This window comes from Streptomyces xanthochromogenes (assembly GCF_014650455.1).
Classification (GTDB): Bacteria; Actinomycetota; Actinomycetes; order Streptomycetales; family Streptomycetaceae; genus Streptomyces; species Streptomyces xanthochromogenes.
The window spans coordinates 801,866-814,470 of sequence record NZ_BMUZ01000001.1 but is presented as its reverse complement, the minus strand read 5'-3'; the positions used below and the strand labels follow the sequence as shown (position 1 = coordinate 814,470).

Sequence of the window (12,605 nt, the reverse complement as noted above, 5' to 3'; positions counted from 1 at the left end):
GCCGAGGGCTGCCGGACACTGCGCCCGCACCACGAGGACGTACCGGGGAGGGGTCCGGCTTTGTCCGGGCGGCAGTGGCAGAAGCCGCCCGGTGTCCGCGGGACGCCCGGCAGGGCATCGTCTGCCCATGCCCTGCACTGCCGGTTCTGGCGTACGCGGACAACGTCCTCGTGACAGCGGACGTCAGGCGATCAGCTTCCGCCCTTCACAGGGCAGTTGATCGTCCTCATTCAGCATGCAACAAACGCCGGTAGTTTTCCGCTGAAGATTTATCCGCCGAAAAGCGGGATGGGAAAAGATCCGGCCCACTGGATGGTAAAGACGAGGTCAGGTGGCCGGATGGGCCCCTGGGGAAGAGGTCGTCGGCGGGGCGTCAGGCGCTGGCCCGGCCGGGGTGCGGCGGGCGGTCGTCAATGAGGCGCTCGTCCGACAGGGCCCACTGATAGGTGAGTTCCTGGAGCGTGGACGCACCGAACAGCTGCCGCAGGGCGCGCACCTCCTTGGACAGGCTGCGCAGCCCTATGCCCAGGCGCTGCGCGGTGAGCCGCTGCTCGATGCCGCGCGCCATGTCCCGCAGGATCTCGCGCTGGAGCAGGGTGGTGCGGGTGCCGTCGGGCCCGGCCGAGCGGGGCGACTCACTGTGCGGGTCGCCGTGCCACGGGTCGGCGCGGCGCCAGCACTCCTCGAAGACCTCGGCGATGAAGGCCACCACGGCCCGGTCCCGTACGTGCCAGGAGGCGTGGCCCGGCGCGGAGTTCACGACGTGGTCGGAGATGAAGGCCTGACGCCGGTCGATGACCACACAGCGCTGGAACTGGGTGACCTGGGTACGGAACTGGGCGCCCCGGCCCGTCATCGCGCGCACGAAGGCGCGGGTCGTCGCGTCGTCGCGGCCGGTGTCGAGGTACAGGCTGCGGACGTGGACCCCGCGGGCGAGCGCCGCGCCGTCCCGCTCCTCGGCGGCCGCCCGCTGCGCCCCGGTGCGCGGACCGCCGGGCTGTGCGGTGAGCAGTTCCGCGCGGGCCCGGCCGACGGCCTGCTCGATACGGGCGTTGACGAGTTCGGCCTCGCCGAGGAACTCCGAGCCGCGGCCCGAGCGCCACTTGGCCCGCTCGAAGTGCAGGCCAAGCTCGTCGGTGAGCTGGGGGATGCGGGCCGCGAGCGCGGCCCTGGCCGCCATCCGTCGCAGCTCCTCGTCCAGGCGGCGCCGGCCGGCCTCCTGGGGGTCGAGCGCGATGGGCAGGTGCGGCAGGTGCGGGTCGGTGATGACCAGGCCCCAGCGGCGCAGCTCGCCGAGCGCGCGGGCGTCGCGCCCGGGGTCGATGGGCTCGTGGCGGGTGACCCGGCCGTAGACGTCGACGGCCTCGGGCGACAACTCCTTGGCGCTCTCGGCATCGAAGGCGTCCGCGGTCCCGGACGCGTGCTCGAAGGCGCCTGCGGTCTCGGTCTCGGTCCCGGACGCGGTCCCGGACGCGGGCGCGTGCTCCAAGGCGCCTGCGGTCTCGGTGGTCTCGGTCCCGGACGGGTGCTCGTAGGCGTCCGCGGTCCGATTCTCGGGTGCGGTCTCCGTCCCGGTCTCGGACAGGGTCTCGAAGGCGTTCGCGGCGTCGGTCGGCCGGTCGCCCGGTTCGCCCATGTCTGCCCCCGTTGTGCCGTTGCGTGTATGCGCCCTGCGTACGTGCGCACCCACTACCGCTTGATCCGTGCATACCCCATCGGTCACCGTATCGGTGGGGTCTCTCCTGGCGGGTGCCTCGGCGGCCGGCCCTGGGGGTGGCCGCCACAGCTGTGCCCGCGAGGGGGCCGACCGTACCCGAACCGGCCACGAAAGGGCACACCTCGCCAATCAGCTCCGGCCCGCCCTCCGGCCGTGAGGGGCGGTGCCTTTCCGCCTCCGCCCGCAGTGACTGTTGTCTCAGGCCCCGACGCCCGTGCCGGGGGCCGCGGTACCGGTGGCGGCCGTGTCCCCACTGGCCCGCAGGCCGATCCGCACCCGGCGGTCGCCCGGTGGCCTTGAGGGGGAGCGAGGATTCCGTCGGCCCCGACCAGGGCACGTGCGCCCACAATGGAACGTACGCCGACCATGGGATGCGCACCGGTCACCCGGTGCACGCCGAGCACCCGGCACGGAGTCGATCGCAGAGTCGGATCCGAGAGCCGGGAGCGGCTGTTCCAACCGCGCGGCCGACGGCATCAGCCGCCGACCGCCCGTAACCGGGGGAGAACCACAGATGGACAAGCCCGCTCTGCGCTCCCTGCTGCGCGAGCGCCGCGCGCTGATCAAGCCCGAGAGCCACGGGCTGAGCCGACCGACCCGGCAGGGGCGGCGGGCGCCCGGCCTCTCGCAGGCCCAGATCGACCAGATCCTGCACCGCGCCCCGGACACCTACGGGCGCCTGGAGTCCGGCCGTTACCCCAACCCGCCCGCCGACCTGCTCCAGGACGTGGCCAGGCTGCTCGGCATGAACGAGCAGGAGTGGGTGGCGCTGTGGCGCTACTGCCTGGGCCAGGACCCGCCGTTCCCGCTGCACTCGCAGTCCGGCGAGGAGATCCCCGGAGTGTGGCAGGAGGCCGTCGACGGCATCGCGCACATGGCGTACGCCACCGACCGCTCCTGGAACCTGCTGGCCCACAACCAGCCCTGGACCACGATGTTCCCCGGCGGCCGGGTGCCGCAGAACACCATGCGGTGGATGACGCTCGACCCCGCCGCCCGCGAGACCCTGACCGACTGGGAGCACGCGTGGGCGCCGTTGGTGTTGCCCCAGCTGCGGGCGGCCCTGGCCGCCGACCCCACCGACCAGACGCTGGCGCAGATCGAGAAGGAGGTCCTGGCGGACCCGCTCGCCGCCGGGATCTACAACCGGTCCAGCGCCTACTTCCACCTCGACGGCGACGAACGTCCGCTCAACCACGCGTCCCTCGGGCCCGGCTGGGTGACGATGTGCGCCGCCCAGCCGGTGGCCGCGCCGGGCGCCCGGCTGATCATCCTGGTGTTCCACGCGGGCGAGAAGCGCCGCCACACGCGGGCGCCGATGCTGCGGGCGAAGGTGCAGTAGCGCGTCGAGCCCTGAGAGCCCGTAGAGCCAGCCCTTAGAGCGCGTCGAGGGCGTAGAGCGCGTAGACGGCGGAGTGGGGACGTCGGGCGCGGCGGGCGCACCGGGTGCGTAGGGCGAGGGCCGCGCCCGTCGGGTCCGCGCCCGCCCGGGTCGGGTCAGGACTCCCGGTGGACCTTGGTGTTGGACGCCTGGGCGCGGGGCCGGACCACGAGCAGGTCGATGTTGACGTGGCTGGGCCGGGTCACCGCCCAGGTGATGGTGTCGGCCACGTCGTCGGCGGTGAGCGGCTCGGCCACACCGGCGTACACCTTGGCGGCCTTCTCCGTGTCGCCGCGGAACCGGGTCGTGGCGAACTCGTCCGTCTTGACCATGCCGGGCGCGATCTCGACGACCCGGACCGGACGCCCCACGATCTCCAGGCGGAGCGTCTCGGCGAGCACCCGCGCGCCGTTCTTCGCGGCGACATAGCCGCCGCCGCCCTCGTACGTGGCATGGCCCGCCGTGGAGGAGAGGATCACGACGGTGCCGTCGCCCGACGCCTCAAGCGCGGGCAGCAGGGCCTGAGTGACGTTGAGCGTGCCGATCACGTTCGTCTCGTACATCTGCCGCCAGTCGTCCGGGTCGCCGGTCGCGACGGGGTCGGCGCCGAGCGCGCCGCCCGCGTTGTTCACCAGCACCCCGATGGTGCGGAAGGCGGTGGCGAACTCGTCGACGGCTGCCCGGTCGGTCACGTCCAGCGGGTACGCCGTCGCCTGGTGGCCCGCCTCGTTGATCTCGGCGGCCAGCGCCTCGATGCGGTCCTTGCGGCGGGCGGTCAGCACCACGCGGTAGCCGGCGGCGGCGAGCCCGCGGGCGGTGGCGGCACCGATCCCGCTGCTCGCTCCGGTGACGACGGCGATCGGGGTCCCGGCGGCAGTCATGTCGTGCTCCTCGCGCGTGTGGTGAGTACGCGGCCAGGATAGGCGGGCCCGGAAGCGTCCGGCCGGGGCGGGCTCGGTGGCCCGGGTCCGGGCGGGGCGGACGCCCTCAGCGGCCGCGCGGGGCGTACATGATCACGGCCATGCCGGCCAGGCAGATCAGCGCGCCGGTGACGTCCCAGCGGTCCGGGCGGTAGCCGTCCGCGACCATGCCCCAGGCGATCGAGCCCGCGACGAAGACCCCGCCGTATGCGGCGAGGATGCGGCCGAACTCGCCGTCGGGCTGGAGCGTCGCCACGAACCCGTAGATGCCGAGCGCCAGCACTCCGGCGCCGATCCACACCCAGCCCCGATGCTCCCTGACGCCCTGCCAGACGAGCCAGGCCCCGCCGATCTCGAAGAGGGCGGCCAGGACGAAGAGGAGTACGGAGCGTGCGACGAGCATGAGGTCAGGGTGGCACGGGGCGGATGCCGGGTTCGAGACGGACGCTCGGGGTGGCGCGCTGGGTAAATAAGGGGTGAAAGGTACCTTTCGCTCATGTTGGTTCGTGTGATGAACAGATCAGGCAGGCCGAACGGGTCTGGCAGACCGGGCGGCGCGGGCAGGCGTGGTGGCGGGATTCTGGCGAGCGTCGCTGTGGCGGTGCTGGCCGCGGTGACGCTGATCGCCACGGGTACGCCGAGCGGGGCGAGCGGGCTCGGCGGCGAGGCCCCGCGCCCGGCGGCTTCCCGTCCCGCTTCCGCCCCCGCTCCGGCCTCCGCTCCCGCCCCGGCCCTCGTTCCGGGAACGGGCAGGGGCAGCGGCGCCGGCGCCGGTGCCGGCGTCGGGGCCGGGGTCGAGGCGGATGTGGCGTACCACGGGCACGTCTCCCTGTGGGGCGGCCGGGTCGGCGTCTGGCTCACCACCGAGAACCACGGCCCGGCGCCGGTCTCGGGGGTCACGGTGCGGCTGCGCTTCTCGGTGCCCCTGGACCCCGGAGCGACCCTGCCGCCCGGTTGTCTGCGCACCGGCCCGGCCACCGTGCAGTGCGGCACAGGCACGATGCGGGCTGCGGGCAGCGGCGTACGGGTCGCCCTGGACGTGGCGGTCGTCGGCGAGCCGGCGGAGGTGGGCGTCGACATCGACACCGCCTGGAGCGGCGGCACGTACGACCGCAACCCGGCGAACAACACCCACCGGGTCCTCGCCCCGGCTACGGGCGACCCGTACAGCTTCTGAACTGCCGCACCAAGACGGGTAGTTGGAGCGAAGGAGCCCCGGAGCCCTGTTACTCGTGCCCGGTCCAGCGGGCGAGTGCGGCATGCAGCCCGGCCGGGTCCGGGCCTTCGCTCGCCCACGCCACGTACCCGTCGGGCCGCACGAGCAGAGTGCTGCCGCGGCCGCTCCGCCAGTGCGCGGCCACTACGCCCTGCGGCGCCACGGTCCGGCCGTCCCGGGATGTCACCAGGACGAACTCGCCCCGGCGCAGCAGCTCGTAGAGGCGTCCCTCCGCGAGGTCGAGGTCGATCGCGCGCTTCCCGGCGAGCGGATGGGAACCGCGCTCCGCCCGGTAGGAGATGTCGAGCCCGCTGATCATCCGCATCGCCTTGTCGGAGACCGGGCGCACGAGGTCGAGGACGCGTACGGCGAGTGAACGGCCCGCCCGCTGAAGGGGGTTGTGGGCCATGGCGAGCCGGATGAGCGCGCCGCTGCTCCGCAGCACCATCGTGCCGACCGGGTGGCGTTCGGCCTGGTAGCTGTCGAGCAGCGCGTCGGGGTCGGCGCCGCGGCCGCGCAGTGCGGCGATCAGTTTCCAGGAGAGGTTCGCGGCGTCCTGGAGGCCGGTGTTCATGCCCTGGCCGCCGGCGGGGGAGTGGACGTGCGCGGCGTCCCCGGCGAGGAAGGCCCGGCCGACCCGGTAGGACGAGGTCTGGCGTTCGTCGCTGTGGAAGCGGGAGATCCAACGGGCGTCGTGCATCCCGTAGTCGGTGCCGAAGGCTTCGGTGGCGATGGCGCGCAGCTCGTCGAGGTCCACGGGCTCGGTGTCGGACACCTGGTGTTTCCGGTTCCACCCCATGACCCGGTGGTAGCCGTCGCCGAACGGGGCGACGACGGCGAACGAGTTGCCCGAGCCGCTGAGTTTGAGCATGGCGTCCGGTTCCGTTGCGAGCCGTACGTCCGCGAGGATGATCGAGCGGATCACGGCCGCGCCGGGGAACGGCAGCCCGAGCGCCTCGCGGACGCCGCTGTGTACGCCGTCGGCGCCGACGAGATAGCGGGCCCGGAGCGTGACGTGCTGCTCGCCGTCATTGCTGCCGTCGCCATCGCCCCCGCCCCCGCCGCTCTCGCGCAGCTCGGCGGTTACTCCTTCGCCATCCTGGCGGAGGTTCAACAGCCTTGCGCCGTAACGGAATTGAACCCCCTCGGCGACGGCCCGCCGCTCCAGGAGCTGTTCCATCTCGTACTGCGGGCTGACGAGCAGGAACGGGAAGCGCGACCGCAGCCGGGTCATGTCGAGGTTGATGTGGCCGAACATGTCCATGTGGTCGACGGTCGTGCCCCGCTTGATCAACTCGTCGGCCAGGCCGCGCGCGTCGAGCATCTCCAAGGTGCGGGCGTGGACGCCGAAGGCGCGCGTCATGTTGCTGATGCCGTGCGGCCGACGCTCGGCGAGCGTGACGCGCAGGCCCGCGGCGGCCAGGTCACCGGCGAGGAGCAGTCCGGTCGGGCCGGCGCCGACGACGAGGACGTCGGCCACGGTGTCGGCGCCGGCCTCGGTCTTCGCGTGGGCGGCCACGCTTAAGGGCTCATCGGGCCGGAGGGCGCTGGTGGGACTTGTGGCGCGGCGGGAGTCGGTGGAGCGGGTGGAGCGGGTGGAGCCGGAAGCGTGCGGGGTGTCGTTCATGGCTGCCCCTATCGATGCCAGTGCGTGCGTACGGGTCAACGAATGTTGGCCAACGGTTGTTGGTCAACGCTTGTTGGCAAATGTAGAACTGCCGGAACTGGCGTGTCAACAGCTGTTGGCCTACAGTCGTTGGCATGACGACCGAAGCCCCGGCCGGAGGCCCACGCCGCACCTCCGGAGCCACCAAGGCCGCCATCCTCGATGCCGCGCGCGAGCGTTTCGCGGCGGACGGTTACGAGCGCGCGACCATCCGGGCCATCGCCCGGGACGCGGGGATCGACCCGTCGATGGTGATGCGCTACTACGGCAACAAGGAGGGGCTGTTCGCCGCGGCCACCGAGATCGACCTGCGCCTGCCGCGGCCGGACACGCTGCCCGCCGATGGCTTGGGCGCGGCGCTGGTCGCGCACTTCCTCGACCGCTGGGAGGACGACGACGTACTGACCGCCCTGCTGCGGGTGGGCGTCACGAACGCGGCCGGCGCGGAGCGGGTGCAGGCGGTGTTCACGGGGCAGATGGTGCCGGTCGTCGCGGGCGTCTGCCCGGACCCGGACGACGCCCCGTGCCGGGCGGCGCTGGTCTCCTCGCAGATCCTGGGCATGGCGATAGCGCGCTATGTGCTGCGCTTCCAGCCCGCGGTCGCGATGTCCCGCGAGGACGTCATCGCCTGGCTGGCCCCCACGGTCCAGCGCTACCTGACAGCCCCCTGCCCGTAGCCCGGCCCCGGCCTTGGCTGTAGTCCGGTCCTGGCCATAGCCCGGCCCGGCTCCGGCGGTAGTTCAGTCCTGGTGTAGCCCGGCCCCGGCCCTGGCTGTAGTCCGGTCCTGGCCATAGCCCGGCCCGGCTCCGGTGGTAGTCCGGGCCTGGTGTAGCCCGGCCCCGGCCCCGGCGGTAGTTCAGTCCTGGTGTACCCGGCCTCGGCCTGGGCCGTAGCCCGGCCCCGGCCGAATGCCGTGCGGCTTGCGCCCCCAACCCCCTCTTTCGCCCTTGCACCGTGGGTGGTTGCTCGCGCAGTTCCCCGCGCCCCTAACCCCGTTTACGTCCTCGGGCCGTGGGTGGCTGGTCGCGCAGTTCCCCGCGCCCCCAAAGGCCGTCGGAGGCCTCGCACCGTGCGTGGTCGCTCCTCGCGCAGTTCCTCGCGCCCCTAAATGCTTCGGTGCTGGCCGGCATCGGGCATTTCAGCCCGTCATGGGGGTCCCCCCTGGCCCTTGAGGCCTTGGGGGAGTTTGAGGACGAGCGCCGTTCAGGCGCGATCGGGGGTGCAGGGGGCGGAGTCCCCGCCCGGGGTCTGGGGCGTAGCCCCAGGGCTCAGCTCATCCAACCCGCTGCACGGGATGGGGGTCCCCCCTGCTCATTAAGAGCTTGGGGGAGGGTGGGGAAACCCCCGGGGTCTGGGGCGGAGCCCCAGGGCTCAGCTCATCCAACCCGCCGCACGGGATGGGGGTCCCCCCTGCTCATTGAGAGCTTGGGGGAGGGTGGGCGAGCCCCCGGGGTTTGGGGCGGAGCCCCAGGGGCCGGGACCAACCAACCCCGAGCAACGGGCGGGAGGGTGGGCAACCTCCCCCCGGGCAAACACTGCTCCGTACACTTTCTGCATGGCACAGAAGAACGCCCCCGGACCCCGGCCGGGCCACACCCCCCGCACCCCCCCAACCCCCCGCACCCCCCCACCCCCCCCGCACCCCCCCACCCCCCCGCGCCACCCTGCTGCACGACCTGGGCGCAGTATCCCGCCGCTACATGGCCTCGTACGCCCTGTTCAACCAGGCACTCGCCGACCGCCTGGGACTGCACCCCACCGACGTCCAGTGCCTCAACCTGCTCGGTCTGGAGCCCGGCCCCGTCACCACGGGCCGGATCGCCGAACTGACCGGGCTCACCACCGGTTCCGCGACCCGGCTCGTCGACCGTCTGGAGAAGGCCGGCTATGTGACCCGCCGGCGCGACACCGAGGACCGCAGAAAGGTCCTCGTCGAGGTGGTGCCCGGGCAGATGGCGGAGTTCGGCGAGGTGTGGGGCCGGCTCAACGGGGCCTGGTGGGAGCTGTTCGACGAGTACGCGGACGACGAGATCGCCTTCATCGCCACGCACATGCGCCGCACGGTGGACCTCAGCACCGCCCAGATCGAGCGCCTCCGGAGCGGCCAGATCTGAACCGCACCCAGGCAGCCGCACCGGCCAGCCGCACCAGGCAGTCGCACCGGCCAGCCGCACCAGGCAGCCGCACCAGGCGACCGCACCCAGGCAGCCGCACCGGGCAACCGCACCGGCAGCCGTCATCCGGCACGGTCCGCCCGCCGACCACCACCGCCCGGGCCGAACTCCCGTACCGCCTCGTCGACGATCGCCTCCAACGCGGCATGGTGCGCACCACGCCAATAGACCCGTTCACAGCCCCCGCACTCGGCGAAGACCTCGTACGTACTGCGGGTGCCGTGCTCCAGACGGTCGCCCACCGACTCCTTGTCGGCCTCCCGCAGCAGCGCGTTGCAGGCGGTGCACCGCGTCCAGGGCGCGAGCGCGGGCGCGAACCGGCCGAGTACGTCCCGTAGTTGTTCCTCGGTGCGGTGGCTGTAGACGTACGCGCCGGCCCACAGCTCCCTGCGGTGCAGCAGACCTCGGTCCCGGGAGAGCATGACGCGCTGTTCCCGCGCGGAGAGCGCCGCGAGCGCCGGGTCCCCGATGTCCTCGCTCTCGTACGCCGCGTCGACACCGAGCAGCCTCAACCGCCTTGCCAGAGTGCCGAGATGGACGTCGAGCAGGAAGCGCAGCGGGGCGCCCGGCACCGTCTGTGGGCGCTCGACGGCATGCACCTCGACGGTTTCGCCCGCCGACGCGATGTGGGAGACCGGCACCTCGCGGCCGTCCGCGAGCAGCCGGCCGGCCTCGGTGAGCGGGACGCCCAGCGACTCGACGACATGGCCGAGCGTGGACACGCCGTCGGTCACGAAACTGCTGGGCCCCTCGCGGCGCTTCACAGGAACGAAGAGCCGCAGCTCGGGGGCGAAGTCGATGTGGATCTCCGGTCCGTTCACGCCGCCAGGATGGCACCGGGGCGGCGCTGCGGGCCAGGGATTTCGGGGGCGTGCCGGGCTGCTCGGGGGCGGACGAGGCGACGGGCTGGTGGCGACCGGGCCGGGGCGGCCGACCGAAGGAAGTGACCGGGCGGGAGCAGCGGCCAGCAGCGGCCAGCAGCGGCCAGCAGCCGCTAGGAGCGACTGGCAGCCGCTAGGAGCAACTAGCAGCCGCTGGCGGCGGCTACGGGCGGAAGGCGTCCGCGTTTTCACGGGCCCAGGAGGCGAAGGTGCGGGACGGATGGCCGGTCAGTTCCTCCACGGTGCTGGTCACCGCGTCGGGCAGGCCGTCGTGCGAGGCGAAGTAGCCGAGCGGCGCGTCCGCGATGGCGGGCGGCATGAATTCGGCCGTCGACTCCTTCCAGGCCTCGGCGCTCACGGCGTTGACGGTGAGCGGACGCCCGGCGGCCTCGGCGAGGATCGCCACCTGCTCGGTGACGCTGAGGGAGGCCGGCCCGGTGAGGTGGTAGGCGTGGCCCCGCAGTTCGGGCCGGGTGAGAACGGCGAGCGCGGCATCCGCGATGTCCGCCTCGTGGATGAGGCTGGACCGGGCCCCGGGGAAGGGATGGTCCACGGTGCCGGTCGACTTGGCCGTCCAGGCCCAGCCGAGGGCGTTGCCCGCGAACCCGCCGGGCTGGAGGAACGTCGACGGGATGCCGGAGCGTTCCAGGCCGCGCTCGACGGCGCTGTGCATCGCGGCGATGGCGTTGGTGTCGGCGCCGGGCTCGATGACGGAACTGGAGGAGAGCAGCACGATGTGCCGCACCCCGGCGGTCTTCGCCTCGGCGAGGAACGCCTCGATGTGCTGCGGGTTGGCGTACAGGAAGACCGACTCGACCCCGGCCAGCGCGGCCGGGAACGTCGCCGGGTCGTCGAGGTCGCAGACGACGCGCTCCACGCCGTCCGGGAGCGACAGCTTGTCGGGGCTCGCGGAGGCCGCACGGACATCGAGCCCGCGCTCGCGCAGCAACGGGATGAGGGTGGTGGCGACCTTGCCGCGGCTGCCGGTGATCAGAATCGTCATGATGGAAATACCCCTTGGATAAAGGAAGTTGGGACTACTGAGGCGCTGCCGGGCAACGGCTGACGCACCTGTGCCAAGCACGACCAAGCACGACCAAGCGCGACCAAGCGCGGCCAAGCACGACCAAGCGCGGCCACGCGCGACCAAGCGCGGCCACGCGCGACCGAGCACGGTCAATCACGGCCGATCGACCGGAGGCGTCGACCGGAGCGTTGACCGGAGCGTTGACCGGGCGCGTCGACCGAGACCGGGCGCGTCGACAGGGTGCGGAGCCGCCCGCCCACCCACCCGTCGTCATCAACCAATCTGCATCAGACATAGTCTGCGTCACGCAGACAAATATCCTCGACGGATTCACGACCGTCAAGCGCGTTCCATCCCGGGCATGCGGGTTCGCGGGCAACACGGCCCGTGCGGGGCGGGTCTCGGAGCCGCGCGAGCCGCACCGATCGGTGACAGGCGTACAGGTCGTACGAGGCGTACAGGTCCCGCGGGGCCGTGCGGGCGCGGGCGCTCTACGCTTTCGGTATGAAGATCATCGACCTCGAACCGGGCGACCCGCGGCTGACGGATGACCTGCTGCCGGTGCTCAGTGAACTCCGCCCGCACCTCACCGAGGAACTCTTCGCCGAGATCTACGGGGAAGGGCATGCCCAGGGGCTGCGCTTCACCGCGGTGTACGGCGACGACGGGGCCTGTGTCGGCGCCGCCGGGTGGCGGATCATCGTCAACACCCACGTGGTCCGCAAGCTGTACGTCGACGACCTGGTCACGGCCGCCGGTGCCCGCTCCACCGGCGTGGGCCATGCCCTGCTCGCCCACCTGGAGGCTCACGCGCGCAGGGCGGGATGCACCTCCCTCAACCTCGACTCCGGCACCCAGCGCACGGACGCGCACCGCTTCTACTTCCGCGAGCGGATGGCCGTGACGGCCTTCAACTTCGACAAGCCCCTGGACTGACCCCACGCCACGCCCGCGCTCACGCCCACACCCCCGCCTACGCCCACGCCCTCGCTCGGCCGGCATCGTGCGGTCGCGCCGTGCAGAGGCTGGGCCCCTGGTCCTCCAAGGTGGTCCACCAGTGTTTAGTCCTCCAAGGTGGTCCACCAGTCGTTGGACCGGATCGTCGTGCCCGGCGGGTACTCGAACTCGACCTCGCCGGCGCATGCGAACCCGGCCTTGCGACAAGTGGCGTTGGAGGCGATGTGGTCGACGGAGGGATAGGCGTGGATCGTGCGCGGGCCGCCCGCGGCGCGGGCGCGGTCCACGACCGCCCGGAGCGCCGCGACGGCCAGGCCGCGGCCCCGGAACTCGGGGAGGATGCCGTACCCCGTCTCGTACACCGGCTCGTCCTGCCATATTCGGGGCCAGTACCCGACCGACCCGACGGTCTCACCCGTCTCGTCCAGGACGACCTTGAACATCCGGCCCTCGGTGGCGGGGCGGGCGCTCATGGCCGCGTATTTGTCCTGCCGGGCCAGCACCTTCTCCTCGGACTCCGGGCCGCCGAGGTGCTCGGTCATCTCCGGCTCGTTCTTCCTGCGGAGCAGGCCGAGGTCTCCGTCCGACCAGGCCAGCAGCCGGACGCGCGGGGCAAGTTCACGGGCTGTGTCGCTCATGTCCAGAACTGTAGGCGCCGGGTCTGA

12 protein-coding genes are annotated in these 12,605 nt (G+C 72.5%); 5 read left to right on the top strand and 7 right to left on the bottom strand.

What is annotated here, in order from left to right; genetic code table 11:
• Positions 1-373: 373 nt before the first annotated feature.
• A complete protein-coding gene (locus tag IE267_RS03735) occupies positions 374-1,636 on the bottom strand; it encodes a phospholipase D-like domain-containing protein (protein ID WP_189762111.1) in 1,263 nt (420 codons plus the stop codon).
• 595 nt (positions 1,637-2,231) lie between these two features.
• Here IE267_RS03735 and IE267_RS03730 point away from each other — a divergent pair.
• Positions 2,232-3,059 (top strand): MmyB family transcriptional regulator, encoded by an 828-nt coding sequence (locus IE267_RS03730; protein ID WP_161255186.1) that lies wholly within the window; start codon positions 2,232-2,234, stop codon positions 3,057-3,059.
• Positions 3,060-3,214: 155 nt separating this feature from the next.
• On the opposite strand, the gene IE267_RS03725 is transcribed toward IE267_RS03730, so the two are convergent.
• Complete coding sequence (locus IE267_RS03725; protein WP_161255189.1) at positions 3,215-3,979, bottom strand: SDR family NAD(P)-dependent oxidoreductase; 765 nt, start codon at positions 3,977-3,979, stop codon at positions 3,215-3,217.
• Between the two features lie 106 nt (positions 3,980-4,085).
• Entirely contained in the window at positions 4,086-4,421 is a 336-nt protein-coding gene (locus tag IE267_RS03720) for a YnfA family protein (protein ID WP_167157824.1), read from the bottom strand.
• A 192-nt stretch (positions 4,422-4,613) separates the two neighbouring features.
• Between IE267_RS03720 and IE267_RS03715 the strand changes: the two genes are divergently transcribed.
• Positions 4,614-5,195 (top strand): hypothetical protein, encoded by a 582-nt coding sequence (locus IE267_RS03715; RefSeq protein ID WP_189762110.1) that lies wholly within the window; start codon positions 4,614-4,616, stop codon positions 5,193-5,195.
• A 49-nt stretch (positions 5,196-5,244) separates the two neighbouring features.
• Here IE267_RS03715 and IE267_RS03710 read toward each other — a convergent pair whose 3' ends face one another.
• The gene (locus tag IE267_RS03710; RefSeq protein WP_189762109.1) at positions 5,245-6,861 is read right to left on the bottom strand and encodes an FAD-dependent monooxygenase; all 1,617 of its coding nucleotides are present in this window, start codon (positions 6,859-6,861) and stop codon (positions 5,245-5,247) included.
• Positions 6,862-6,995: 134 nt separating this feature from the next.
• On the opposite strand from IE267_RS03710, the gene IE267_RS03705 reads away from it, so the two are divergent.
• Positions 6,996-7,577 (top strand): TetR/AcrR family transcriptional regulator, encoded by a 582-nt coding sequence (locus tag IE267_RS03705; protein WP_189762108.1) that lies wholly within the window; start codon positions 6,996-6,998, stop codon positions 7,575-7,577.
• Positions 7,578-8,601: 1,024 nt separating this feature from the next.
• Positions 8,602-9,015: a MarR family winged helix-turn-helix transcriptional regulator gene (locus IE267_RS03700; RefSeq protein ID WP_189762107.1), complete on the top strand. Its 414-nt coding sequence runs from the start codon at positions 8,602-8,604 to the stop codon at positions 9,013-9,015.
• Between the two features lie 122 nt (positions 9,016-9,137).
• Here IE267_RS03700 and IE267_RS03695 read toward each other — a convergent pair whose 3' ends face one another.
• Both IE267_RS03695 and IE267_RS03690 read right to left on the bottom strand, forming a co-directional pair.
• Positions 9,138-9,896: a Mut7-C RNAse domain-containing protein gene (locus IE267_RS03695; protein WP_189762106.1), complete on the bottom strand. Its 759-nt coding sequence runs from the start codon at positions 9,894-9,896 to the stop codon at positions 9,138-9,140.
• Between the two features lie 223 nt (positions 9,897-10,119).
• Positions 10,120-10,959, bottom strand: coding sequence for an NAD(P)H-binding protein (locus IE267_RS03690; protein WP_189762105.1), 840 nt, complete (start codon positions 10,957-10,959; stop codon positions 10,120-10,122).
• A 528-nt stretch (positions 10,960-11,487) separates the two neighbouring features.
• On the opposite strand from IE267_RS03690, the gene IE267_RS03685 reads away from it, so the two are divergent.
• On the top strand, positions 11,488-11,919 hold the full coding sequence (locus IE267_RS03685) for a GNAT family N-acetyltransferase (RefSeq protein WP_189762104.1): 432 nt from the start codon (positions 11,488-11,490) through the stop codon (positions 11,917-11,919).
• A 125-nt stretch (positions 11,920-12,044) separates the two neighbouring features.
• Here IE267_RS03685 and IE267_RS03680 read toward each other — a convergent pair whose 3' ends face one another.
• Entirely contained in the window at positions 12,045-12,578 is a 534-nt protein-coding gene (locus tag IE267_RS03680) for a GNAT family N-acetyltransferase (RefSeq protein WP_189762103.1), read from the bottom strand.
• Between the last annotated feature and the right edge of the window lie 27 nt (positions 12,579-12,605).